Here is a 25,362-nt window from a genome sequence, read left to right on the forward strand (position 1 = left end):
ATAAGAAATGCAATTCAATAAAGTGCTGAAAGGCCTGATGTTGGCTCTGCCGGTACTGGCAGTGGCCGCTTGTAGCTCCAACAAGAACGCGGACAATGACCAATCTTCCATGGGTGCTGCTGGTAACAACGGCATGATGGACGGCGGCAACATGTCTTCTTCTGAGCAAGCTCGTTTGCAGATGCAAGAATTACAGCGCAACAACATCGTTTACTTCGGTCTGGACAAGTACGATGTAAGCTCTGAATTCGCTCAGATGCTGGACGCACACGCTGCATTCCTGCGTAGCAACCCGTCTTACAAAGTGACTATCGAAGGTCACGCGGACGAACGCGGTACGCCAGAATACAACATCGCTCTGGGTGAGCGTCGTGCCAACGCGGTACAAATGTACCTGCAAGGTAAAGGCGTTTCTTCCGATCAGATCTCTATCGTTTCTTACGGTAAAGAGAAACCAGCTGTTCTCGGTCATGACGAAGCGGCGTATGCCAAAAACCGTCGTGCCGTTCTGGTATATTAAGAGAATCGCATGAGCAGTAACTTCAGACGTCACCTGTTGGGTCTGTCGTTACTGGTTGGCGTAGCGGTCCCTTGGGCCGCTACTGCCCAAGCGCCAATCAGTAATGTCGGCTCAGGCTCGGTCGAAGACCGCGTCACTCAATTGGAGCGTATTTCTAACGCTCACAGTCAGCTTTTAACCCAACTTCAACAGCAGCTCTCTGATAATCAGCGTGATATTGACAGCCTCCGTGGGCAGATTCAGGAAAGTCAGTATCAGTTGAATCAGGTTGTTGAACGGCAGAAACAGATCTATCAGCAGATTGATGGATTAAGTTCGCAATCACCTTCTACACCGACGACAGATGGCACGCCTGCCGCTGCGGCGGGGACTGATACCGGTGCTGCCAATTCGGCGGCACCGGCCAGTACGGGTGATGCAAATACTGATTACAATGCGGCAGTCGCGCTCGTACTGGAGAAAAAACAGTACGATCAGGCTATCAGCGCATTTCAGGCATTCGTCAAGAAGTACCCCGATTCAACGTATCAGCCTAATGCTAACTATTGGCTTGGTCAGTTGAATTACAACAAGGGGAAAAAGGACGATGCGGCGTACTATTTCGCCAACGTTGTTAAAAATTATCCCAAGTCACCAAAAAGTTCTGAAGCCTTGCTGAAGGTTGGGGTGATCATGCAGGAAAAAGGTCAGGCTGATAAAGCCAAGGCCGTTTACCAGCAGGTTGTAAAAATGTACCCCAATACGGAAAGTGCAAAGCAGGCGCAAAAGCGTTTAGCCGGATCGTAATACCGTATTAATTGGCACAAAAATTGCGCATCATGAGCGGTTTTTGTGCCTAAACGTCTTAAGAGTAAGCAATCAAACAGTTTTTTAAGAAAATAGGTTGCGCCGAAAATTTAAATCAGTAATATGTGCCGCCGTTGCCAAGGCAAATAGCAAAACGCTAAAGCAGCATGAAATTGGGTCGTTAGCTCAGTCGGTAGAGCAGTTGACTTTTAATCAATTGGTCGCAGGTTCGAATCCTGCACGACCCACCAATTTCAAAAGCATTATCAGTAAGCGTAGTACCAGTAAGTATCAAGCAGTTCCGCATTGCGGGTCGTTAGCTCAGTCGGTAGAGCAGTTGACTTTTAATCAATTGGTCGCAGGTTCGAATCCTGCACGACCCACCATCTCCTAGTAGTCCAATTCAGCATTACCAATCACCGTTCATTGTTTCTTTCGTTATTCACATCACAAGTATCGTGACTTTTAGCCAATTGGCCGCAGGTTCAAGCCGAACGAAGCGAGTCATCCTACACGGTTCGCCATTTCAGCAGTAGCATTCCTTCCTCGCAGAAATCCACGTTAAGACAACGACCGATTACACCGTATCGATGCGATAAAACCCATCATCACTCCCTACTCGGTAAGGCTTTGCGGTATATTAGGTTTTTACCCCTCTCTATGGACTATATAACCCGCCAGGAACTGTTTTCTAATCCTATCGAGCAGGGATGGATTCATTGCCACAGGGAAGCGCGTGTAGCCCTGTTTAGGAAGATATATGATTGGTCCGTTGATTAATGGTGCCGCTATCTTGATTGGTAGTGGTCTGGGCATTGCTTTGCGTCGTTTTATCCCTCAGCGTTTGCAAGATGGCCTGCCGCCAGCGTTTGCGATGGTGTCGATTGCAATGGGGATCACGCTGGTTGTTAAAGTCCAGCAGTTGCCTGCGGTAGCGCTGGCTATTGTGATTGGCGTGGCGTTAGGTGAGCTACTCCGCATGGAATCCGGCGTGCAGTGGGCCGGCATGATGATTCAGAAAGGATTAAACCGCGTGCTGCCTGCACAGGAGCATCGCTTGCCGCAGGATGTCTACACTCAGAACTTTACCGCGTTAATCGTCCTGTTTTGTGCCAGCGGGACCGGCGTAGTTGGTGCGTTAACGGAAGGGCTAACCGGTGATTATCAACTGCTGATCATCAAATCTGCTTTGGATATTTTCACCGCGCTGATTTTCTCCATCACGCTTGGCCTTGCCGTGATGTCGATCGCGATACCGCAGATTATTGTCCAGACGCTGTTGTTCTTCTCTGCCAAATTGATTATGCCCTTTATGACAGACATCACGATGGGGGACTTTTCTGCCTGTGGCGGCATTATCATGATTGCAGTAGGGCTGAGGATCGCGCAGATCAAATCATTTGCGGTGGTTAACTTCCTGCCTGCATTGGTTCTGGTTATTCCTATCTCTCTCTACTGGCATCGCTTCTTCGCTTAAATTGCAGAATCTGATTAGCGGCTGACGATCGAAGGCATGTCGCCGCTAAAGATTTGTGTCACTTCCTGATCGGTAAGCGGCACGTTTTTGCTACAGACATAAATATGCTTTCCTTGCGGGCTGATGCTCTTGGCTAGTTCTATGTAGCTGGCAAACTCGACCTGGCTGTGCCCGCCTTCATTCATCTCCATGGCATGGATGATGACCTTGTGCGAGGCGAACCGATCGATTAATCGTTTGGATGCCACTTTACGCGTGAGCCGAGCCAAGAGCTTCATCGCTGGAATCATCTGCCCGAGTAGTAAGCGCGTGGTGGTAAAAGGCGTTTCTGATTGTTCTGTTGCCTCTTGTTTTGTGTCCACGTTTCTGACGGTCAGGGTATTGCGATAGATTCTGATATAGAGGCTGGCCATGCCATTTCTCTCCTTGTCTTTTTTCTACTTTCTACAAGTCATGCCACTTACGCATTTCATATCACGATTTTAAGCATATTAAACAAAATGGTGGGTTTTTTGGAAAAAACACCGCGACTTTAGGGCGGATTTTCGGTATTTTGTTTAGGATAAAAAACGTCAGTGCTGATGATTAATGAGTATCTGATGTTACAACCCGAGTTGTCATCGTGGAAATTTATAATGAGTATCCTTTTTGATAGCAATGAGACCATTTATCCCTTTCCGCCGAAGCCCAGACCCTTATCGGCTGATGCAAAACAGCACTATCGTAGCAGGATAAAAACGCTGCTGCGGGAAAGAAATGCTGTCATGGTCGCGCACTATTATACCGATCCTGAAATTCAGGCGCTGGCGGAAGAAACTGGCGGCTGTGTAGCGGACTCGCTGGAAATGGCGCGCTTCGGCAGCACCCATTCGGCATCAACGCTGCTGGTGGCAGGTGTCCGCTTTATGGGAGAGACCGCCAAGATACTCAACCCGGAGAAGACGATTCTGATGCCCACGCTGGAAGCAGAATGCTCGCTCGATCTCGGTTGTCCTGTCGATGAGTTCAGCCGTTTTTGCGATGCGCATCCGGACCGAACGGTGGTGGTGTATGCCAATACTTCCGCGGCGGTGAAAGCGCGAGCCGATTGGGTGGTGACATCCAGCATTGCGGTGGAATTGATCGAGCATCTGGATAGCCTGGGAGAAAAGATTATCTGGGCACCGGACCGTCATCTGGGCAGCTATGTACAAAAGCAGACAGGGGCGGATGTACTGTGCTGGCAGGGCGCGTGCATTGTGCACGACGAATTTAAAACGCAGGCGCTGAAGCGCATGAAGATCCTGTACCCTGACGCGGCAATTTTGGTCCATCCAGAATCGCCACAGAGTGTGGTAGAGATGGCTGACGCCGTTGGGTCAACTAGCCAGCTGATTCAGGCGGCGAAAACGCTGCCACAGCGCGAACTGATTGTGGCGACCGATCGCGGCATTTTCTACAAGATGCAGCAGGCCTGCCCAGAGAAAACGCTGCTGGAAGCGCCGACAGCGGGCGAAGGAGCCACCTGCCGTAGCTGTGCCCACTGCCCGTGGATGGCGATGAATGGGCTGGAGGCGATTGCTAACGGTCTGGAGCAAGGCGGTGACGCTCATGAGATTCATGTTGATGCCGCCCTGCGAGAAGGCGCGTTAATCCCGCTGAATCGCATGCTGGATTTTGCGGCTTCGCTAAAATTGCGTGTGAAAGGGAATGCCTGACGGAGATCTTAGGCATCTTGATAGCGTTTTTTTACAATAATTGAGACAGGGTGATGAGATGGATTTTTTTAGTACCAGCAATATATTAATTCATATTCCTTTGGGGGAAGGGGGATACGATCTTTCCTGGATTGAGGCGATTGGCACGCTGTTTGGCCTGCTGTGTATCTGGTTCGCGAGTCAGGAAAAAACCATCAACTATCTGTTTGGGTTGATTAACGTCACGCTGTTTGCCGTGATCTTTTTCCAGATTCAGCTTTACGCCAGCCTGTTGCTGCAAATCTTCTTCTTTGCCGCCAATATTTATGGTTGGTATGCCTGGACGCGTAAGACGGATTCGCAGGAAGTGGAGTTGCGCATCCGATGGCTGCCAGTGCAGAAACTGATTGGCTGGTCGGTGGCGTGTATTATCGCGATTGGCTTGATGACGTTTTACATTGATGCGGTGTTTGCTGTGCTGACGCGCATTGCCGTTTCCGGTATGCAGGGATTAGGGTTGTCTGTGCAGATGCCGAATCTCCAGCCAGATGCGTTCCCATTCTGGGATTCCACCATGATGGTATTGTCGATCGTGGCGATGATTCTGATGACGCGTAAATACGTCGAGAACTGGCTGCTGTGGGTGGTGATTGATGTGATAAGCGTGGTGATTTTTGCTTATCAGGGCGTGTATGCGATGGCGGTAGAGTACGCCATCCTGACGCTGATTGCCCTGAACGGCTCTTGGCTGTGGATTAAGAGCGCGCAGGAAAACCGCGTCAGCGCGGTTTCACGCGGCGTGTAGTCCAAACTTAATGCTTGTGGTGGTGGCCGTCAGCATCATGGCTTTCATGATGCTGACTTTCCTGATAGTGGAAAGTGCAGTGGTCATCATCACAGCGTTGATATTCCATTTGCACCGTCGCGTGTTCAATCTGGTAATGCTTCAGTAAATATTCCTGAATCCGTCTTAACAACGCATCGTGATCGTGAGGTGGAATCACCTGCGCATGCAGCGTCATCATCGGTTTTTCGCCGACCTGCCATAAATGGACATGATGGATGTTCCTGACTTCGGGAATATTCAGCGTCAGATCTTTCTGTAGAACCTCAACGCTAAGCTGCCCGGGCGTACCTTCCAGCAACTCGTGAATACTCTCTTTCAATAACGCCCACGCACTACGCAGCACCAGACACGACACCAAAATAGAGAGAATCGGGTCGATTGGCGTCCAGTTGGTATAAAGAATGATAATGGCAGCGGCAATCGCGCCAACGGATCCGAGCAGATCGCCCAGCACATGCAGGGCCGCCGCGCGGACGTTAATATTTTTCTCTTCACTGCCGTGGTGTAACAGCCAAAATGCCACGATATTTGCCACCAAACCGGCAACGGCGACAAGCAGCATCGGCACGCCCGCAACGGGCTGGGGATCATAGAAGCGCTGAATAGCTTCCCAGAAGATGAAAGCGGTAATCAGTATCAGCGTCAGCGCGTTCACAAAGGCGGCGAGGGTCGTGAGTCGCAAATAGCCAAAGGTATGGCGTGCATTGGGCTTACGCTGTGCGAAACGTACGGCGATAAGCGCGACGAACAGCGCGGCGGCGTCCGTCAACATATGGCCTGCATCTGCCAGCAGCGCGAGGGAACCGGACAGCAGTCCACCAATGACTTCTGCCACCATAAATGTGGCGGTAATGATAAACGCGGCCAGCAGACGTTTACTGTTGCCGGATTCCGTGTGGCTGTGATTATGTGCCATAGATCACCCTGAATTGCGGTTTTATCCCACTTTACTGAAACCCACAGAGAAAACCTATTCTGTGATTCACCCGATCTGTCGGTTGAGCTATTTTCTGATGAAAATAGGACGGATGCGGCATCTGAGAGCATTTGATCGCGTAAATCCCGCTGATTTCAGCGCCCTGACAACACCAGCTTGACATATAATAATCAATCTTCAATATGAAACATCCCGTTTCTCAGGCGACCCATATAGCGGGATGGCGCGTATTGGATGGGGCTAACATACCGTTTCGGAACCGATGGATTTATTTATGAATTACCAAAATGATGATTTAAGAATTAAAGAGATTAATGAACTTTTGCCGCCGGTTGCTTTGCTAGAAAAGTTTCCAGCCACGGAGAAGGCAGCGGAAACGGTATCGTTCGCGCGTACTGCCATCCATAAAATTCTTAACGGCAATGACGACCGCCTGCTGGTGGTGATTGGTCCTTGCTCGATCCACGACACGAAAGCAGCAAAAGAGTATGCCGCGCGTCTGCTGACGCTGCGTAACGAGCTGAGTGACGATCTGGAAGTGGTGATGCGGGTTTATTTTGAAAAACCTCGTACCACGATTGGTTGGAAAGGGCTGATCAACGATCCGCACATGGACAATAGCTTCCAGATCAATGACGGCTTGCGCATTGCACGCCAGCTGTTGCTGGAAATTAACGACATCGGTTTGCCGGCTGCGGGTGAGTTTCTGGACATGATCACGCCGCAATATATGGCGGATTTGATGAGCTGGGGCGCTATCGGCGCACGTACGACGGAATCTCAGGTACACCGTGAACTGGCATCCGGCCTGTCATGCCCTGTCGGCTTTAAAAACGGTACCGACGGCACCATCAAAGTCGCGATTGATGCAATTAACGCCGCCAGCGCGCCACACTGCTTCCTGTCTGTGACCAAATGGGGCCATTCGGCTATCGTGAACACCAGCGGTAACAACGATTGCCACATCATTCTGCGTGGCGGTAAAACGCCGAACTACAGCGCTGAACACGTGAAAGACGTGAAGATTGGTCTGGAAAAAGCGGGTCTGACACCGCAGGTCATGATCGATTTCAGCCACGCGAACAGCAGCAAGCAGTTCAAAAAGCAGATGGATGTCTGTACTGATGTCTGTGGGCAGATCGCACAGGGCGAGAAAGCGATTATGGGCGTGATGGTGGAAAGCCATCTGGTCGAAGGCAACCAGAATCTGGAAAGCGGTGAACCGCTGGTTTATGGCCGCAGCGTGACCGATGCCTGCATTGGCTGGGAAGACACTGAATCCCTGCTACGCCAGTTAGCGTCTGCTGTACGCGAACGCCGTAACAAGTAATATCGATAGCGTGCTATAAAAAAACCCGGCACAGGCCGGGTTTTTCTCATTCAGGGGTAAATTACTTCGCTTTACCCTGATTCGCTACTGCGGCAGCTTTTGCAGCGATTTCGTCTGCGTTGCCCAGGTAGTAACGTTTGATCGGCTTGAAGTTCTCGTCGAACTCATAGACCAACGGCACGCCAGTTGGGATATTCAGTTCCAGAATTTCGTCTTCGCCCAGGTTATCCAGGTATTTCACCAGCGCACGCAGTGAGTTACCGTGAGCCGCAACGATCACTCGCTCACCGCTTTTGACGCGTGGCAGGATAGTTTCGTTCCAGTAAGGCACAACACGGTCGATGGTCAGCGCCAGGCTTTCAGTCAGTGGCAGCTCTTTGTCGCTCAGAGAAGCGTAACGCGGATCGTGGCCCGGGAAACGTTCGTCATCACGCGTTAACTCTGGAGGCGTAATTGCAAAACCACGACGCCATTGTTTAACCTGCTCGTCACCGTATTTCTCAGCGGTTTCGGCTTTGTTCAGGCCCTGCAACGCACCGTAGTGACGCTCATTCAGTTTCCAGCATTTCTCAACTGGCAACCAGGCTTGATCCAGCTCGTCCAGTATATTCCACAGTGTGTGAATGGCACGTTTCAGCACAGAGGTATAAGCGAAATCAAAGGCAAAACCTTCGTCTTTCAGCAGCTGACCTGCGGCTTTGGCTTCTGAACGGCCTTTGTCGGATAGATCGACATCGTACCAGCCTGTGAAGCGGTTTTCGTTGTTCCACTGGCTCTCACCGTGTCTTACCAGTACCAGCTTAGTTACAGCCATAGCTAAACTCCTTCCTATCCTAAGATTTCTGTGATAACTGATTTCATTATAGGGGTGGAGAACGGTTATCGGCAATCGATAGTCGATGGAAAGCGTGATTTATCCGCAGGTTATTTGCGTAAAATCACGCTCTGGCTTTACCGTTTCAGCAAACCGGAATCCCCCTTGTGCAATAACAGATAGACCGCAGGGATTACCAGCATCGACAGCAGAGGGGCACTGAGCATCCCACCGATCATCGGTGCGGCAATCCGCTGCATGATTTCGGATCCGCTGCCTCCACCCCACATGATGGGAAGCAGCCCTGCCATAATCGTTGCGACGGTCATCATTTTTGGCCGTACGCGCAGAACCGCTCCCTCGTGGATGGCATCCATCAACTGCTGGCGTGACAGCGCCTGACCTGCCACGCGGTGTTTCTCTACTGCATGATTGAGGTAGAGCAGCATGATGACGCCGAATTCCGCCGACACGCCCGCCAGTGCAATAAAGCCCACGGCACCAGCTACAGAAAGATTATAGCCAAGGATATAAAGCAACCAGACGCCGCCAATCAGCGCGAAAGGTAAGGTTGCCATGATCAGCAATGCGTCTTTGATGCGGTTGAAGGTGACATACAGCAGCACAAAAATGATCAGCAGCGTAAAGGGTACGACGACTTTCATTTTCTCCGTGGCGCGTTCCAGATACTCAAACTGACCGGACCAGCTCAGTGAAACACCTTCCGGCAGCGCGACCTGTTGGGCAACGGCCTGCTGCATGTCTTCAACGGCAGACTTCAGATCGCGGCCGCGCAGATCGACATAAATCCAGTCCGACAGGCGGCTGTTTTCACTTTTCAGCATCGGTGGCCCTTCGCTGACGCGAATATCAGCCAGCTCAGCCAGCGTCACTCTGCTACCGTTGGCTGTTACGATGGGCAGGTCACGCAATTTTTGTAGCGAATCGCGTAATTCACGTGGGTAGCGGATATTGATGGGATAACGTTGACGGCCTTCAATGGTTTCGCCGATGTTCTGCCCGCCGATGAGCGTAGCGACGACCGACTGAAGTTCCTCGACGGACACACCGTAGCGCGCGGCGCGTTGACGGTCGATATCAATATCGATATAACGCCCACCCGCCAGCCGTTCCGCCAGTGCCGATGTCACGCCCGGAACTTGCTTCACCACTTGCTCGATTTGTGCGGCGGTACGCTCAATGTCTGCCAGATTATTGCCGTTAACCTTGATGCCCACCGGGCTTTTGATGCCGGTGGCCAGCATGTCCAGCCGGTTGCGAATCGGTGGCACCCACACGTTGGAGATGCCCGGCAGGCTGACGGTGCTGTCCAACTCGGCCACCAGCTTGTCCATGGTCATGCCTTCGCGCCACTGGTCGCGTGGCTTCAGCCTGATCGTGCTTTCCAGCATGGTGAGCGGTGCCGGGTCAGTCGCCGTTTCGGCACGGCCTGCTTTGCCGAAAACCGATTCGACTTCGGGCACGGTTTTAATCAGTCGGTCCGTTTGTTGCAGCAGGCGACCCGCTTCTCGCGCGGAGATGCCGGGCAGGGTGGAAGGCATATACAGCAGATCGCCTTCATCCAGCGGTGGCATAAATTCGCTTCCCAGACGGCTGAGTGGAAAGAGCGTCAACAGCAACAGCAAGCCGGAAATCAACAGCGTGGTTTTCGGGTAGCTCAGCACCTTTTGCAGCACCGGGTGATAGGCTGCAATCAGCCAGCGGTTAATCGGGTTCGCCTGTTCGTCCGGTATCTTGCCGCGAACGAAATACCCCATTAACACCGGCACCAGTGTAATCCCTAATCCGGCGGCGGCGGCCATGGCATAGGTTTTGGTAAAGGCCAGCGGTGAAAACATGCGGCCTTCCTGCGCTTCCAGTGAGAACACGGGCACAAACGACAGCGTAATGATCAGCAGGCTGCAAAACAGCGCGGGCCCTACCTCCACCGCAGCCCGTTCCGCTAGCTGCCACCACTCGTTGTTCTGCGGCTGTTTCCCTGGATTCTCATTCCGCCACTGTTCAATGACTTTATGCATGTTTTCTATCATCACAATCGCGGCATCCACCATCGCGCCGATGGCAATCGCAATTCCGCCTAGCGACATGATATTGGCGTTCACCCCCTGATAACGCATGATGATAAACGCGCCCAGAATCCCCAGCGGCAGGCTGATGATCGCCACCAGCGCCGAGCGGAAGTGGAACAGAAACAGGGCGCAGATGATCGCGACAACGACAAACTCTTCCAGCAGCTTGAAGCTGAGTGTATCGATGGCGTGTTCAATCAACTGCGAACGATCGTAGGTTGGGACGATTTCTACACCCGCGGGCAGGCTTTTCTGTATTTCCTGTAATCGTGCTTTAACGGCATGCAGCGTATTCAGCGCATTCTTGCCATAGCGCAGAACGATGATGCCACCCGCCACTTCGCCTTCGCCATTCAGTTCGGCGATGCCGCGCCGCATCTCCGGCCCTTCTCTGAGCGTAGCCACATCCTGCAACAGCACGGGAATGCCGTTGCGGGTGGTAATCACCACGTGGTTAAAATCCTGCGTGCTTTTCAGGTAACCCGTGGTGCGCACCATGTACTCCGCTTCGCCGAGTTCCAGCACGGAACCGCCATTTTCCTGATTGGCTGCCTGCACGGCACTGACGATCTGCTGGTGTGTGATGCCCTGCGTCCGCATACGTTCTGGATCGACGACGATCTGATACTGTTTGACCATGCCGCCCACGCTGGCGACTTCCGCCACATCAGGAACCGTTTTTAGCTCATATTTCAACAACCAGTCCTGAAAGCCGCGCAGGTCGGCCAGACTGTATTTGCCGCTGCGATCGACCAGCGCATATTCGTAAATCCAGCCGACGCCGGTGGCATCCGGGCCGAGTGAGGTTTTGGCGTCGGCTGGCAGGCTGGATTGCACCTGACTGAGATACTCCAGCACGCGAGAACGCGCCCAGTAAGGATCGGTGCCATCTTCAAACAGCACATAAACGTAGGCATCGCCGAACATGGAGAAGCCCCGTACCGTCTTGGCTCCCGGAACGGAAAGCATGGTGGTCGTCAGCGGGTAGGTCACCTGATTTTCCACCACCTGTGGTGCTTTTCCCGGATAGCTGACGCGAATGATGACCTGCACGTCAGACAAATCGGGAAGAGCATCCAGCGGCGTTTTTTGTAGCGACAGCAGGCCCCACGCCGCCATGAACAGCGCCGCCAGTAAAACCAGCAGGCGATTTTTGAGCGACCAGCGAATCACGTAGGCAATCATGGATGGCCTCCGTGCCCAGCATGCGGATCGTCAGTGGTGGAAAAATTCAGGACGTGAATCCCGCTGTCGTCCATGTTGAATTGGAAACGCACGGTGCTGCCAATTCCCACCCCCTGAGGCAACCCCGATGGTGGCAGCGTGAAGTCCATCGTCATCGGCGACCAGTTGAGTGCCGGAACCGCTTCGTGTCCGATGGTGGCCTGATTGCCATTTATCGCTCTGATGACTCCCTGAGTGTGATAGCCAACGGGCGCAGCTGGCGTTGCCGGGTTTGCCGATGTCTCCGCATCAAACTGCGGTAAGGCGCTGCGCAGGCTGGCTTCGGAATCAATCAGGAACTGACCGGCAGTGACCACGTTGTCACCGGCCTTCAGTCCATCGAGGATTTCGACCCAGTCGCCTAGCGATGCGCCCACCGTGACGTTACGCGGGGTAAAATGACCATTTCCATCACTCAGTAAGACCCGGTTTTGGCTACCGCTGACTAGTAACGTCTCCTGCGGGATCGCCAGACGCGGCTGTGCCTGCGTGTGCGAAAGCTGCACGGTCAGGTACATACCGGGTTTAAGCTGCTGTTGCGGGTTATCCAGTACCACGCGCGCTTTTAGTGTGCGTGTAGTGCTATCCAGCACGGGCAGCAGTTCGCTGACTTTGCCGTGGAAGGTTTTACCCGGCCAGGCGCTGCTGGCGGCGCTGATGTCGCTGCCAATCGTTAGCTGCGCCGCCTGCGCTTCGGGATAATCGACATCCACCCAAACCGGGTTCAGACTGGCAAGCTCGAATAGCGGCTGAGCAGGGCTTAACTGCATGCCTTGCCGTACCTCCAGCTTATTCACGTAGCCGTCTTCCGGTGCGGTAATCGCGATCCTGTCCTGCGGTTTTCCGCTACGCTCGACCTGCCGAATAATCGCTTCCGGCATGAAGAGCAGTGCCAGCCGCTGGCGAGCCGATTGAGTCAGCATGTCGTCGCCCAACTGCCGTACCGCCAGATATTCGCGCTGTGCCGCCGCCCAGGTCGGGTTCCACAATGTCGCCAGCGTTTCGCCTTTTTTTACCTGCTGTTGCAGCGCGTTCACCGTGAGCTTTTCGACAATGCCGCCGCTGGGTGCGACCAGCGAGTGTAATCCGCGTTCGTTGAGTGTGACGGTACCGTAACTCGTGCTGCGGTCGGCAAGTTCGCGCATTTCCGCGCGCGCCGTGCGAACACCAAGGTTTTGCTGCTGGCGAGCGCTGACCATAATACCGCCGTCATCCTGCGCTTCATCGGCGTAGCGGGGCACCAGTTCCATATCCATAAAGGGCGATTTCCCCGGTTTATCGAAGCGTTTATCCGGCACCATCGGGTCATACCAATAGAGAACGGTACGTTCTGGCTCTGTGGCTGAGGGGGAAAGCGGCGTTTGCTGTTTACCCACCAGATAGCCCACGCCACCCGCGCTGAGGATAGCCAGCGTCATCAGGCTAAATATCAGGGATTTGTTCGTGACTGTTTTGCTCATCGCGTAGGGCTTCCTTGTGGCGTCAGATAGCGGATAGCGGCCCAATATTGGGCCATCTCCCGTGCGGTATCCTGAACGGCGATCCGGCTTTCGAGCAGCGCCCTTCGGGCATCCAGTACGGCAGAGAGGTTACTGCTGCCGGATTGGTACTGAGCCTGAATCAGTTTGATGCGCTGCTGTTGTAGCGGAAGAACTTCGTTGCTCTGACGCTGCCAGCGTGACTGTGCAGCTTGATATTGAGCAATCAGCGTATCGAGCTGCGCCTGATGTTCTCGTTCGGTGAGCAAGACTCTGTCGCGCGCTTCCATGCTGCGTGAGACGTCTGCGGCGTAGTCCTTATCCTGACGTTTGGATGTGAACAGCGGCAGATCGACCGTCACCATCATTCCCGCCATGTCGTCATAGTCATCTCCGCGCTTCGCGTAATAGACTTCAACATCGACATTGGGGATGGCGGCAACGGCCGACTGTGCGGAACGAGCCTGAGCCAGCTCGGCTTCACGCTGCGCCTGTTGCATTTCTGGATGCTGATGAATGGCGTTGCCCAGCACCTCCGGTGAAGCAGGCAGCCGTTCAAAGTGGGGTAGTTCTCCGTGCACGTTGATATCCGCCATGCCGGTAAGCTGCACCAGTCGGGCATGTGCGATGTGGGTATCCCGCTCGGCATCGGCCAGTCTGTCCTGCATAGTTGCCAGCGTCAGACGGGCATCCAGAACGCTACTGGCTTCACTGCCCGTCGCCACACTCGCTTTTTGCGATGCAATCTGCCGCTGGCTTTCGTTGACCAGCGCGGTCACTTCGGCCAATGCTTTCTGCGAGAGTGCCAGATCCAGCCATGCCTGTGCCGTTTCCCGTTGCAGGCGGGCACGAATACTTTCGCTATTACTTTGCAACGCATCGGCTTCAACCCGAATGGCCTGCGCCTTGCTATCGCGCTTACGGCTGCTGACGTAGGTTTGCATGACGCCGATACGCTGCATCGTCATCCCTTCACGCGTGAGTCGGCTACCGTTGTTACCGCCCAATGGCAAATTTTCGACGCCAAATTTCAACTTTGGATCGGGAAGCTGCGTGGCAGAGTCGGCCATGTTCTGGAGCGCATTAATCTGGTGTTGATTGGCTGACAAGTCAGCGGAGTAACGCTCCGCCGCCTGTAAAGCCTGTTCAAGAGTCAGATCTGCCGCAAAGACAGCTGCAGGCAGCCACAGCAACATCGCCAGACACGCGCGCACGGCGTCGTGTTTGGATAAGTTCATGATGTACTCCGGTTAAGGCTGCTGTGGCGTAATCGCGGTCAGGATGTAGCCGCTATCGTTCTGGATAAAGCTGAACGTAACCGGGGTGTTGACAGGCAGAGGCGTTATTTCACCGCTGGATGGCAGCGTGAAGGCCATCGTCATGGCAGGCCATTTGAGGTCGGCAATCGGCGCGTGAGAGAGCGTGACGCTGTCGGCGTTCCACTGCTTAACAATCCCGGTGGTTTGATAAACGGCTGCCGTAGCCGCTGGAGGAATTGCCGGCATCATCGCGTGGTGCTGATGGTCGTTTGCCCACACGGGGAAGATGAAGGAAGAAACAGAAAAAATCAGTCCGCTGATCATAGCGATATAAGTGATACGCATAAAATAATCCCAATAAAAATAATTGATAAACAAGATGTTGCGCCCGCTGGCGCAGGGGTTATCAATGGCTTGGGTTATTCTCTGAATCGGCAGAAGCGGATTTCAGCCGGAGGGCCGACCGCAGGAGGCGAGAGCCAGACATCAGATTCTGGACTAAGGGTGACAGGATTATCCGCTAAGACCAGCTCACCGCTGACCGGCAGCGCTAATAATGCCAGCGAGCCATTATCCTGCTTCATGCTATCTGGCACGCAGTGTTTTTCGCACAGCGGCGTTTGCTGATCGGCAACGTAAGACGCTTTAGCCGTATGCTGAGCATGAGACGATAACGGCTGAACGTCAGCCTGTTGCAGGTGTGCCTGATGCTGGAGTGCGGGGGATGTCTGGCTGATCGTCATATCGCATTGATGACCTGCGATAGCCAGTTGTGCATTCAGGAAAAACCAGCACAGCGCCAATAACCATCCCCACCTGCCTTTATGGCGCAGATGATGAATGAATAATGGAGACCGTGATGATGCGGACATGGCGTTTCCTTTTTGGAAGTTTTGGCAGTGTATGCGTCTGAGTGGGAAGGGGGCAAGCGGGGAATAGCATAGTTTTGTAAATTGGCAGAAAGTTATCTGCCAATGTTATCAATGAGTTAATTATGTTTTGCCGTTCGGTTACTGTACGAGAAACTGGTACGTGGTATCCGAGCGGTAGACTTTCCCCGGTTTCAGCCAGCAGTCGGGCTGCGGCCAGTCGGGGTGATTCGGGCTGTCCGGCAGGAATTCACTTTCCAGTGCGACACCGGCATAGTTTTCATACTGACCGCCGTCTCGTGAGGGCGTTCCAGCCAGAAAGTTGCCGCTGTAGAGCTGTAACGCGGGAGCACTGGTGAAGACGCTCATCAGCACGCGGCCATCGGATGACCATAAATTGGCAGCCGGGCTTTCGCTGGAACCGCAGGTGCGATGCAATAAATATGCGTGATCGTAGCCACCGACGGCCATTTGATCGCTGTCGCGCAGGAAATCTTCTTCCAGCGTTTTTGGCTGGCGGAAATCCATTCCGGTAGCGTTTACTGGTGTCAGATCGGCGTTGGGAATACCCGAGCTATTAACCGGCAAATAATAGTCGGCAAACAGCTGCAACTGGTGCTTACGGACGTCAGTCAGATCGCCATCAAGGTTGAAATAGGCGTGGTTGGTCAGGCAAACGGGGCAGGCTTTCTCTACGGTTGCCTGATATGAGATTTCCAACGAATTATGTTCGGTCAGCGCGTAGGTCACCTGTACGTTGAGATGCCCTGGATATCCTTGGTCGCCATCCGGTGAGTGCAACTGGTACGTCACCTGCGCTGCATCCTGACTGGCAATTCGCCAGCGGCGGGCATGAAAGCCTTCCGGGCCACCGTGCAACTGGTGCTCATTCTGGTTGGGAACCAGATGGAACGTTTCGGTCTCTCGACTGAATGTGGCTTTGGCTATGCGGTTGGCATAACGACCAATCGATGCACCGAGATAAGCGCTTTGTCGCGGATACTGCTCGGGTGAGGCACAGCCCAATAAGACTTCTCTCACCTCACCCTCTGGTAGCGGCAGCTCACAGGAAAGCCAGGTTGCACCCCAGTCCATCAGGCGCACGCGCATACCTGCCTGATTCTGCAAGGTCGTTAATTGAAACTGCTGACCATCTGGTGCCAGCGTGCTAAGACTTTCATTCAACATGACTTGCTCCTGTAGAGGCCTGAGAAGATAGAGAGGGTTGGCCGATGGTTGCAAATAGGGGAAGGTTGCAGAAATCAGCTCTGCTGCGCTTCCTCTAATTTGTCACTCGGCGTGAAAAATCGCCGTCATTCTTCGTCGAACCCATTGGGGTGGTTGGACTGCCAGCGCCAGGTGTCCTGCGCCATTTCTTGCAGTGAGCGTGTGACTCGCCAGTTAAGATCTTTCGCTGCACGCTCGGCATCAGCCCAATAAGCAGGCAGATCGCCCTGACGACGCGGGGCAAAATGGTAAGCCAGCGGTTTGCCACAGGCCTGGCTAAAGGCTTCGAGGACCTGCAATACACTGTAGCCTACACCTGCGCCCAGATTATAAATATGCACGCCAGCACGATTTTGCAGGGTGTTCATGGCGGCGATATGACCGTCGGCCAGATCGACGACGTGGATGTAATCTCGTACGCCAGTGCCGTCAGCGGTAGGGTAGTCATTACCGAAAATCGCCAGCGAATCGCGACGCCCGACAGCAACCTGAGCGATGTAAGGCATCAGGTTATTGGGCACACCTTGTGGATCCTCACCCATCTCACCCGATGGATGGGCACCAACTGGGTTGAAATACCGCAACAGCGTAATACTCCATTCCGGTTCTGCATGCTGTAAGTCTTGCAGGATTTGCTCGACCATCAGCTTGCTACGACCATAAGGGCTGGCTGGATGCCCTGTGGGGAAACTTTCCTGATAGGGCGTGAGCGGTTGATCGCCATAGACGGTGGCGGAGGAGCTAAAAATCAGGTTTTTCACGCCTGTTTTCTTCATCGCCTCTACCAGCACGAGCGTACCGTAGACGTTATTGTCATAGTAGCTCAGCGGTTCACGCACTGACTCGCCCACGGCTTTTAAGCCGGCAAAGTGGATGACGGAATCAATGGCGTGTTTAGCGAAAATATCGTCCAGCAGCGCGCTGTCGCGGATATCGCCCTGATAAAAAACGGGTGTCTTATCGGTTAAGCGTGTAATGGTTTTAACGACGCTAGCCTTGCTGTTGCACAAGTTGTCGAGAATGATGGGAGTGTGCCCGGCAGCCAGCAATTGTACGCAAGTATGACTTCCTATGTAACCGCTACCACCTGTAACAAGAACGTTCATAATGACCTCTATTATCGCAATACTGCAAAATAACATGGCTAGATGCTGAAAAAGGTGATCTACAGCGAGAATCTGCCTCTGTTATCGATGGTTTCTTTACGAATAAACTGAGTGAAGCATAGGCTACAGTGTAAATGAGCCTGGCTTTCTACCCTACATTTTATTTTGTGGTAGCGTTATCATCCCTGTTTTTAGACGTTATCTACATAACACGTCAATCTGGTAGCGGTAGATATCGTTGTGCGGGACGAAAGTGAGCCGATGCGTGATGCACTCGGGCGCATCTTCCGCGTGATGCGAGACAAAGAGCAACTGCGTTTCGCCCTCGCCAATCAGGATATCCAGCCAGCGGCGCACCAGTTGACGATTGAGCGGATCAAGCCCCTGTAGCGGTTCATCAAGAATGAGTAGGGCGGGGTGTTTGACTAACGCGCGGGCAATCAGCGTCAGACGCTGCTGACCCCAGGAGAGCGACTGAAACGGGGTATCGGCAATAGCGCCATTGAGCCCAAGCAGAGTGAGCCACTGTTCGGTCAGGTGGCGCTGGCGGTCGGAAACGGCCTGATAAATTCCGATAGAGTCAAAAAAGCCTGACAGGATAACGTTGCGCACGCTGGTGCTGACGCGGTAATCCAGATGGAAGCTGCTGCTGACGTAACCGATGTGGCGCTTGATGTCCCAGATGGTTTCACCGCTGCCGCGCTTACGGCCAAACAGCATGAGATCGTTACTGTAGCCCTGCGGATGATCGCCTGTAATCAGACTGAGCAGCGTCGATTTCCCCGCGCCATTTGGCCCAACAATCTGCCAATGCTGACCGGGCAACACTTCCCACGTCAGCTCGTGAAGAATAGGGCGATCGTTGTACTGCACCACGCCGTTACGCAGCCGAATGCGTGCCTCGTCAGCAGGAAGCGTCATATACCGCTGCGGATCTTCCGGTTCTGGCAGCGAACTTCCCGACAGTTTTTCGCTAAATGCGAGCTGAGCCACCAGCGCTTCAGAGAGGATCGTTTCACGCTCGCCGACGCGGGTCAGCGTACAGTCTGCCAGTACACCGACATGGTTGATAAAGTCAGGGATGTCGTCAAAGCGATTCAGAATAAGCACCAGCGTATAACCGGTGCCTGCCAGTTTCCTCAACTCATCGCCAAGCTGCTGGCGGGAGACAACGTCCAACCCATCGAAAGGTTCGTCGAGAATCAGCAGGTCGGGCTGAGTCATCAGCGCCTGACACAGCATCGCCTTACGGGTTTCCCCCGTAGAGAGGTACTTGAAGCGGCGCTCCAGCAAATGTGCAATACCAAACTGGTGTGCCAGTTGTTGGCAATGCGCGGGATCGTTGAGGCTATCCTGAATCACTTCTGCCGTGGTGCGGCCAGTATCGTCTTCACCTTCACTGAGCAGATCGGTGTTATTGCGCTGCCACTCGTCAGAAACCAGTTTTTGTAATTGTTCAAACGACAGTCGAACGGGGCGTTGGAATCCCGTTGTTCGTTCACCACGCAATATTGGCAGTTCGCCGGATAGCGCCCGCGCCAGTGCAGATTTACCACTTCCGTTGGCCCCGACAAAGGCCCAGCACTGGTTTTGTTCGAGCGTCAGGTCGTCCAGACGCAGCATGCGGGTGTCGCTGAGACGAAACAGCCCCTGAGTGATTTTTAACAATGACATTTTCTATCCTTCGTCAGACGGCGATAGCGCTAAAGCGACATTAACAAAGTGTGGCGATGATAACCCGGTCAGCATTGAAGCAGGCTTTCACATCTGTTCCCTGTTGCAGCTTTTGCTGCTCAAACAAGGCATTCGGCACCATAGCACACAGGGTTTCGCCCCCAGTCAGCGTAATCAGAACTTCGCTGTTTTCTACACCGTGCTGAATGGCCTTAATTTGCCCAGGCAAAACATTATCGACTTCGGGGGCGTCGGACGTGGCAGCGTACACATCGATCCACGGTGCTTTAATCAGTGCCAACACCTCTTTCCCTTTCTGTAATTGCAGGCGCTCGGCGCTTTGTTGCGTAATCAGGGCGCTGATCGTTGTTTTACCATCGGCGAGTAAAATATCCAGATGTTGTTGCACCTGTTCTTCACTGCGTGCGAGCACGGTTCCAAAAAACTGATTACGGGCGCTGGTTTGCAGCGAGAAACGCGCGATGGCTGCCAGCAGGCTATCTAACGGCAGACCGTCTTCCTGTAAGACATCAAAGGCTTTTTGCTGAATCTGCGCGAGCAAATCGTACAACTGGAGAAGACGTTCGCCGTAGCGGGTGAGCTGAGCCCCGCCGCCGCCTTTGCCGCCAGTCATACGTTCGACGATGGTCTGCTCGGCCAACTGGTTCATCTCATTGATGGCATCCCATGCGCTTTTATAGCTAATCCCCGCCAGCTTGGCTCCCTGGCTGATTGAACCGGTATGACGAATTTGCTTGAGCAATTCAATGCGCCGCGGATCGGCGAATAAACGCTGTTGGAGTTTCAGGGTGAGAAGAATTTCAGCCTGCATAGTGAGGGCACCGTCGGTGAGTTTAATTCTCTGTATTGTCGCTATTTTCTTCATCAGGGGCAAATCGCACAAATAGACGCACTATTTTCTATTACTGCGGTAGACTACGTGGCAATTACGACGATCTCGGCTTACAGTGAAATAGCGCAGTAGAAGGGCTAAAGTAGCGGTAACCGTTGCAATAAGTGAGGTAAGCATGTTGGAGTTGTTGAAGAGCCTGCTGTTTGCAGTTGCCATGGTTCCAGTGATGATGGTAGTTATCATGGGTTCAATTTATTGCCTTGGCGAAGTGTTTAACGTGTTGTCTCGCATCGGTCATTCCGACGGCCAGCGCGCAAAGAATCAGCACTGATTCACGATCCTTTCCTATTTTGATGTCCGGCTTCTGGCCGGACATTTCTTTTCTACCTCCCACATCTACCTCTTTAAAGCGCATGACACTGCTTTATGATTCGTTATATCATTATTTACACAACGATAATTGTCAGGAGACGAGAATGAAGCAGCAATGGTTGAAATGGTTTGCCGCACTGACCCTCAGTGCAGGAATGGCACTGCCCGCTGTGGCAGAAGATAAAGTTACCGTGTTCGCCGCGGCATCACTAACGAATGCGTTGCAAGAAATCGCTACGCAATATCAGAAAGAGAAAAACGTCGCTGTCGTGGCGTCTTACGCATCATCCTCAACGCTGGCACGCCAGATTGAGCAAGGTGCACCTGCCGATCTGTTCATCTCCGCTGACCAGCAGTGGATGGATTACGCGCAGGATAAAAACCTGATGGATACCGCTACGCGTCACACGCTGCTGGGCAATGAGCTGGTGGTGATTGCGCCGAAGGCGAGTGCGCAGAAAGAAATTAAGATTGACGATAAAACCGACTGGAAAAGCCTGCTGAAAGGCGGACGTCTGGCCGTTGGCGACCCGGATCACGTACCTGCTGGGATCTATGCCAAAGAAGCTTTACAGAATCTGAAAGCCTGGGATGAACTCTCCCCGCTGATGGCGCGCGCCAACAACGTACGTGCAGCGATGGCGTTGGTGGAGCGTGAAGAGGCACCATTGGGTATCGTTTACGGTTCTGACGCGGTTGCCAGCGACAAAGTTAAGGTCATCGGTACATTCCCAGCGACGAGCCACAAGCCTGTCGAATATCCAATGGCAATAGTTAAAGAGCATAAAAATGCGGCGGTTACCGGTTTTTATGACTATCTGAAAACGCCAGAAGCAGCAGCGGTATTTAAACGTTACGGCTTCGCGCCGCGTTAATGATGCTGAGTGATTACGAATGGCAGGCGGTTGAGCTGAGCCTCAAAGTTTCCGTTGTGGCTGTGGCATGCAGCTTGCCGTTTGGGATACTGATGGCGTGGATTTTAGTGCGCTGTCGGTTCCCCGGCAAATCACTGCTGGATAGCATTATCCATTTACCACTGGTGTTGCCGCCAGTGGTTATTGGTTATCTGCTGCTGGTGGCGATGGGAAGACGCGGCGTAATCGGTTCCTGGCTCTATGACTGGTTCGGCTTCAGCTTTAGTTTTAGCTGGCGCGGTGCCGCATTAGCATCGGCGATTGTCGCATTTCCGCTAATGGTTCGGGCGATCCGGCTGTCGCTTGATGCTGTCGATAAGCATCTGGAACAGGCTGCTCGAACGCTGGGTGCCTCGCCGTGGCGCGTGTTTTTCACCATCACATTACCTCTCTCTTTTCCTGGGATTGTCGTTGGAACCGTATTGGCGTTTGCCCGTTCGCTTGGCGAATTTGGCGCGACCATTACGTTTGTTTCTAATATCCCCGGCGAAACCCGAACCATTCCACTAGCGATGTATACCCTGATTGAAACTCCCGGCGCGGAGGCTGATGCAGCAAGGCTGTGTATTATTGCCATCGTCTTGTCGCTGGCTGCGCTGTTAGCATCGGAATGGCTAACAAACTGGAGCCGCAAGCGGTTGGGGGGATAATGCTGCAACTCGATTTTCATCAACAGCTGGGTAGTCTCGAACTTCGCGTTCAGTCTGAACTGCCTGCGAACGGTATTACCGCGATTTTCGGCGTATCGGGGGCAGGGAAAACCTCGCTGATCAACGCCGTTGTTGGCCTGACTCGCCCAGATGGCGGGCGAATTGTGCTCAATGAGCATGTGCTGGTGGATACGCAGCAGCGTGTTTTTCTTCCACCGGAAAAGCGGCGAATCGGCTATGTGTTTCAGGATGCTCGCCTGTTTCCGCACTATCGCGTGCGCGGTAATCTGCGCTACGGCATGGCGGAGACAATGGAATCGCAGTTCGATGACATCGTCCAATTACTGGGTATTGAGCCGCTGCTGAATCGCTATCCACGGACGCTGTCCGGTGGCGAAAAACAGCGTGTTGCTATTGGTCGGGCGTTGCTGACCGCACCGGAACTGCTGCTTATGGATGAACCGCTGGCGTCGCTGGATTTACCCAGAAAGCGCGAGCTGTTGCCGTATTTGGAGCGTCTGGCGAAAGAAGTCAATATTCCGATCCTGTATGTCAGCCACAGTCTGGAAGAGATTGTCCGGTTAGCCGATCATGTCGTGGTGCTTGATAAAGGCAAAGTGAAAGCGCAGGGGCTGTTGGAAGAGGTGTGGGCCAGCAGCGCGCTACGCCCGTGGTTACCGAAAGACGAACAGAGCAGTATTCTGAGTGCGCGCGTGTTGGCTCAGCATGAGCATTACTCGATGACGGCACTGGCATTAGGTGACCAGCAGGTGTGGGTTGGAAAAGTCGAACTCCCGCAGGACGCCGCGTTACGCATTCGCGTGAATGCTGCCGATGTCTCTCTGGTGCTACAGCCACCGGAAAAAAGCAGCATCCGTAATGTGCTGCGCGCCAGCGTGGAGGAGTGCATTGATGTCGACGAACAGGTTGAAGTGAAACTTGCGGTCGGCCAGCAGACGCTGTGGTCCCGTATCACGCCGTGGGCTCGGGATGATCTCGCGCTTCATCCCGGTCAAACGATCTACGCGCAGATTAAGAGCGTGTCGATTACTGCGTAAGCACAGGCCGAGCGATGGAGCAGGCGCTTACATCGCTCGGTCTATCTCGTGAATCAGTCGATATTCTGTGACTAAGATAACAAAACGAGTATTGAGAGTGATTTTCAATTCGTTTTTTCTACCGCGTGAACAACGTAGTCAGATAAATTATCCCCGCGTTATTATTTTTTCATCATAAAAAGTAATCGATTACTTTTTGTTTTCACCTGTGCTACGGGATAAAAATAGGAGAAGGACATGCCTTGTATGACGTTATTGCGCCGTGCGTTTGCTATACCGCTATTGTTGATGGTTTCATCGGGTTTGGCGCTTGCCGAGCGTCCAGCAGAAAACCAAAAAATAGCGTTGCAGATGTATACGCTGCGCAGCTTGAATACGCTCGATGAGCAATTTTCCATGGCGCGAGACGCCGGATTTAAGGCGGTTGAGCTAGTGGGGACGCATGACATTAGTGCGTCAGAAATGAAGGGGTTACTAGGAAAGTATCAGTTGAAAGCCATGGCTGCGCATGTCCAGTTTGGTGAACTGAAAAGCAATATGGCTGAGGTTGTAGCCTTTAACAAAGCTATCGGCAACAGCATGATTATCGTGCCGTGGCTAAATGTAGAAGACCGACCTGATAGCGCAGAGGGCTGGAAGCGCTTTGGTGTGGAAATGAACGATCTTGGACGTGAATTGAAGAAGCAGGGCATGAAGCTGGCTTATCACAACCATAATTTCGAGATGAAGAAATATCGCGGTAAAACAGCGCTGGAAATCATGATGGATGCTGCAGAGCCAGAAAACCTGATGCTGGAAATGGATGTTGCCTGGGTATCTCGCGGAGGACAGGATCCTGTGCGTCTCCTGCGCCAGTACAAAGGGCGCATTTATTCAATTCATGCGAAAGACAATACATCAATCGGCATCCGCGATGATGAAATGAACTTTGCCCCACCGGGCGAGGGCATTTTGGCGTGGGAAGAGATTCTTCCTGCTGCCTCTAAGGCGGGTGCCCAGTGGTTTGTTGCGGAGCATGACTTGCCGAAAGATCCACAGGCCATTGTTTCCGCAGCTTACCAGTCGCTGTATGAAAAGCTGAGTAAGATAAAAAGTAAGTAATAGCTATCAACCTGCGGTCAGCGGACCGCAGGTTGTCAGATATGAAAAAGGATTGGTTTTATTCTATCTGGGTTAGCTGGATGCCCGTTCGACAAACGTCCATTCCAGTAAGCGCTTTTCTGTTTCGCTGGCAGGCTGGTCGATCTGTTGCAATAACAACTTCACGGCCTCTCTGCCGATATGTGCGGACGGCTGCTGAATCGTACTGAGCTGAGGCGAGGTGATGTAACCCAGCTCCGAGCCGTCGAAACCGATCACTGCAATATCCTGCGGCGCACTCAGCCCCGCCTCACAGATTGCCGACAGTGCACCCGCAGCCAACGTATCGGACACCACAAAGACGGCATCTGGCCGCTCTGGATCGTTAAGCAGCGCGTTCATTGCGGTCTTTCCGCCAGAGTAGCTCAGGGTGCTGGCGTATTCGACTTTGCCGTAATTAAACCCATTCTCCGCGATAACGTCACGATAGCCTTTCTCTCGCTGCTGGGCGTAGAGGTAATTCATGTCGTGGTTAATCATGGCGATACGGCGGCGGCCTTTGCCAATAAAGTGATTAATCACGAAACGGGACGCTTCGGCGTTATCAATACCCACGGATGAAATGGCAGATGTATCGTCATGCTCAGCGCACTGCACCCAAGGCGCGGTGCCAATCATGTCCTGAAGTGCAGACAGCGTTGAAATGGCGTCCATGGTGATCACGCCATCGACCATTTTACCGGACAGCAGTTGCAGGCTGGAGTGGGCGCGAACTATATCGGCACCAGAATTACACAGAAGAATGCGGTAGCCGTTTTCTTCCGCTTCCGCCTCAATGCCTTTCACGACATCGGCGCAGAAGGGGTTGGCAATGTTGGACACCATGACCAATAGCATCTGGCTTCGCGCGGTGCGTAGCTGCCGGGCCAGTAAGTTCGGCTGATAATTGCTGCTTTTTATCGCATTGAGAACACGTTCCCGGTTTTGCGGCTTCACGGTATCAATGTTGTTCAACACCCGTGAAACGGTGGCAACCGAGACTCCAGCTATCCGTGCTATTTTTTGAATCGACATAATTCAGAAGGCACTCACGCTACTTATGCTTGGCTGAGCAGATTACC

The 25,362-nt window shown here is 53.0% G+C and carries 24 protein-coding genes and 2 tRNA genes; 13 read left to right on the forward strand and 13 right to left on the reverse strand.

Annotated features, from left to right (window positions below; translation table 11 throughout):
* Window positions 1–7 precede the first annotated feature (7 nt).
* The 5 genes from pal to NXT09_RS14555 all read left to right on the forward strand — a co-directional run bounded on the left by pal (window position 8) and on the right by NXT09_RS14555 (window position 2,783).
* The gene (pal, locus tag NXT09_RS14535) at window positions 8–520 is read left to right on the forward strand and encodes a peptidoglycan-associated lipoprotein Pal (protein ID WP_039482724.1); all 513 of its coding nucleotides are present in this window, start codon (window positions 8–10) and stop codon (window positions 518–520) included.
* 9 nt (window positions 521–529) lie between these two features.
* Entirely contained in the window at window positions 530–1,306 is a 777-nt protein-coding gene (cpoB, locus tag NXT09_RS14540; RefSeq protein WP_205552564.1) for a cell division protein CpoB, read from the forward strand.
* A gap of 175 nt (window positions 1,307–1,481) precedes the next feature.
* Window positions 1,482–1,557 (forward strand) — tRNA-Lys (locus tag NXT09_RS14545).
* Between the two features lie 59 nt (window positions 1,558–1,616).
* Window positions 1,617–1,692 (forward strand) — tRNA-Lys (locus tag NXT09_RS14550).
* Between the two features lie 374 nt (window positions 1,693–2,066).
* On the forward strand, window positions 2,067–2,783 hold the full coding sequence (locus tag NXT09_RS14555) for a DUF554 domain-containing protein (protein ID WP_010285311.1): 717 nt from the start codon (window positions 2,067–2,069) through the stop codon (window positions 2,781–2,783).
* Between the two features lie 14 nt (window positions 2,784–2,797).
* Here NXT09_RS14555 and NXT09_RS14560 read toward each other — a convergent pair whose 3' ends face one another.
* Window positions 2,798–3,196: a YjaA family stress response protein gene (locus NXT09_RS14560; protein ID WP_268580119.1), complete on the reverse strand. Its 399-nt coding sequence runs from the start codon at window positions 3,194–3,196 to the stop codon at window positions 2,798–2,800.
* A gap of 222 nt (window positions 3,197–3,418) precedes the next feature.
* Between NXT09_RS14560 and nadA the strand changes: the two genes are divergently transcribed.
* Entirely contained in the window at window positions 3,419–4,480 is a 1,062-nt protein-coding gene (nadA, locus tag NXT09_RS14565) for a quinolinate synthase NadA (RefSeq protein ID WP_268580120.1), read from the forward strand.
* 58 nt (window positions 4,481–4,538) lie between these two features.
* On the forward strand, window positions 4,539–5,264 hold the full coding sequence (gene pnuC / locus NXT09_RS14570; protein WP_268580121.1) for a nicotinamide riboside transporter PnuC: 726 nt from the start codon (window positions 4,539–4,541) through the stop codon (window positions 5,262–5,264).
* A 7-nt stretch (window positions 5,265–5,271) separates the two neighbouring features.
* Here the strand turns inward: pnuC and zitB are convergent, their stop codons facing one another.
* Window positions 5,272–6,222 (reverse strand): CDF family zinc transporter ZitB, encoded by a 951-nt coding sequence (gene zitB / locus NXT09_RS14575; protein ID WP_268580122.1) that lies wholly within the window; start codon window positions 6,220–6,222, stop codon window positions 5,272–5,274.
* 295 nt (window positions 6,223–6,517) lie between these two features.
* On the opposite strand from zitB, the gene aroG reads away from it, so the two are divergent.
* Complete coding sequence (gene aroG, locus NXT09_RS14580) at window positions 6,518–7,573, forward strand: 3-deoxy-7-phosphoheptulonate synthase AroG (RefSeq protein WP_039275579.1); 1,056 nt, start codon at window positions 6,518–6,520, stop codon at window positions 7,571–7,573.
* Between the two features lie 61 nt (window positions 7,574–7,634).
* On the opposite strand, the gene gpmA is transcribed toward aroG, so the two are convergent.
* The 10 genes from gpmA to modE form a co-directional block, all read right to left on the reverse strand.
* Window positions 7,635–8,387, reverse strand: a complete 753-nt coding sequence (gpmA, locus tag NXT09_RS14585; RefSeq protein ID WP_010285317.1) for a 2,3-diphosphoglycerate-dependent phosphoglycerate mutase — start codon at window positions 8,385–8,387, stop codon at window positions 7,635–7,637.
* Between the two features lie 137 nt (window positions 8,388–8,524).
* Complete coding sequence (locus NXT09_RS14590; RefSeq protein ID WP_268580123.1) at window positions 8,525–11,662, reverse strand: efflux RND transporter permease subunit; 3,138 nt, start codon at window positions 11,660–11,662, stop codon at window positions 8,525–8,527.
* Complete coding sequence (locus tag NXT09_RS14595) at window positions 11,659–13,161, reverse strand: efflux RND transporter periplasmic adaptor subunit (RefSeq protein WP_268580124.1); 1,503 nt, start codon at window positions 13,159–13,161, stop codon at window positions 11,659–11,661. Before NXT09_RS14595 ends, NXT09_RS14590 begins: the two co-directional genes overlap by 4 nt.
* Window positions 13,158–14,417 (reverse strand): TolC family protein, encoded by a 1,260-nt coding sequence (locus tag NXT09_RS14600; RefSeq protein WP_268580125.1) that lies wholly within the window; start codon window positions 14,415–14,417, stop codon window positions 13,158–13,160. Before NXT09_RS14600 ends, NXT09_RS14595 begins: the two co-directional genes overlap by 4 nt.
* A gap of 12 nt (window positions 14,418–14,429) precedes the next feature.
* Complete coding sequence (locus NXT09_RS14605; protein ID WP_205552489.1) at window positions 14,430–14,783, reverse strand: copper-binding protein; 354 nt, start codon at window positions 14,781–14,783, stop codon at window positions 14,430–14,432.
* A gap of 74 nt (window positions 14,784–14,857) precedes the next feature.
* The gene (locus NXT09_RS14610; protein WP_205552487.1) at window positions 14,858–15,310 is read right to left on the reverse strand and encodes a hypothetical protein; all 453 of its coding nucleotides are present in this window, start codon (window positions 15,308–15,310) and stop codon (window positions 14,858–14,860) included.
* 138 nt (window positions 15,311–15,448) lie between these two features.
* Window positions 15,449–16,495, reverse strand: a complete 1,047-nt coding sequence (gene galM / locus NXT09_RS14615; protein ID WP_268580126.1) for a galactose-1-epimerase — start codon at window positions 16,493–16,495, stop codon at window positions 15,449–15,451.
* 125 nt (window positions 16,496–16,620) lie between these two features.
* Window positions 16,621–17,640 carry a UDP-glucose 4-epimerase GalE gene (gene galE, locus NXT09_RS14620; RefSeq protein ID WP_268580127.1) on the reverse strand — a complete coding sequence of 340 codons (1,020 nt, stop codon included), beginning with the start codon at window positions 17,638–17,640 and terminating at the stop codon, window positions 16,621–16,623.
* 198 nt (window positions 17,641–17,838) lie between these two features.
* Window positions 17,839–19,314: a molybdate ABC transporter ATP-binding protein ModF gene (gene modF / locus NXT09_RS14625; protein ID WP_268580128.1), complete on the reverse strand. Its 1,476-nt coding sequence runs from the start codon at window positions 19,312–19,314 to the stop codon at window positions 17,839–17,841.
* Between the two features lie 40 nt (window positions 19,315–19,354).
* Window positions 19,355–20,146, reverse strand: coding sequence for a molybdenum-dependent transcriptional regulator (modE, locus tag NXT09_RS14630; RefSeq protein ID WP_268580129.1), 792 nt, complete (start codon window positions 20,144–20,146; stop codon window positions 19,355–19,357).
* 196 nt (window positions 20,147–20,342) lie between these two features.
* Between modE and NXT09_RS14635 the strand changes: the two genes are divergently transcribed.
* The 5 genes from NXT09_RS14635 (at window position 20,343) to NXT09_RS14655 (ending at window position 24,262) form a co-directional block, all read left to right on the forward strand.
* The gene (locus NXT09_RS14635) at window positions 20,343–20,498 is read left to right on the forward strand and encodes an AcrZ family multidrug efflux pump-associated protein (RefSeq protein ID WP_039482693.1); all 156 of its coding nucleotides are present in this window, start codon (window positions 20,343–20,345) and stop codon (window positions 20,496–20,498) included.
* Between the two features lie 145 nt (window positions 20,499–20,643).
* Entirely contained in the window at window positions 20,644–21,414 is a 771-nt protein-coding gene (modA, locus tag NXT09_RS14640) for a molybdate ABC transporter substrate-binding protein (RefSeq protein WP_095698904.1), read from the forward strand.
* Window positions 21,414–22,103 carry a molybdate ABC transporter permease subunit gene (gene modB / locus NXT09_RS14645; RefSeq protein WP_039473842.1) on the forward strand — a complete coding sequence of 230 codons (690 nt, stop codon included), beginning with the start codon at window positions 21,414–21,416 and terminating at the stop codon, window positions 22,101–22,103. The genes modA and modB overlap by 1 nt, the downstream gene beginning before the upstream one ends.
* Window positions 22,103–23,161 (forward strand): molybdenum ABC transporter ATP-binding protein ModC, encoded by a 1,059-nt coding sequence (gene modC, locus NXT09_RS14650; RefSeq protein WP_268580130.1) that lies wholly within the window; start codon window positions 22,103–22,105, stop codon window positions 23,159–23,161. The genes modB and modC overlap by 1 nt, the downstream gene beginning before the upstream one ends.
* Before the next feature lie 237 nt (window positions 23,162–23,398).
* Complete coding sequence (locus NXT09_RS14655; protein ID WP_174877594.1) at window positions 23,399–24,262, forward strand: sugar phosphate isomerase/epimerase family protein; 864 nt, start codon at window positions 23,399–23,401, stop codon at window positions 24,260–24,262.
* 72 nt (window positions 24,263–24,334) lie between these two features.
* Here the strand turns inward: NXT09_RS14655 and NXT09_RS14660 are convergent, their stop codons facing one another.
* Window positions 24,335–25,315, reverse strand: coding sequence for a LacI family DNA-binding transcriptional regulator (locus NXT09_RS14660; RefSeq protein ID WP_268580131.1), 981 nt, complete (start codon window positions 25,313–25,315; stop codon window positions 24,335–24,337).
* Window positions 25,316–25,362: the final 47 nt, after the last annotated feature.

This window comes from Pectobacterium jejuense (genome assembly GCF_026800125.1).
GTDB lineage: Bacteria > Pseudomonadota > Gammaproteobacteria > Enterobacterales > Enterobacteriaceae > Pectobacterium > Pectobacterium jejuense.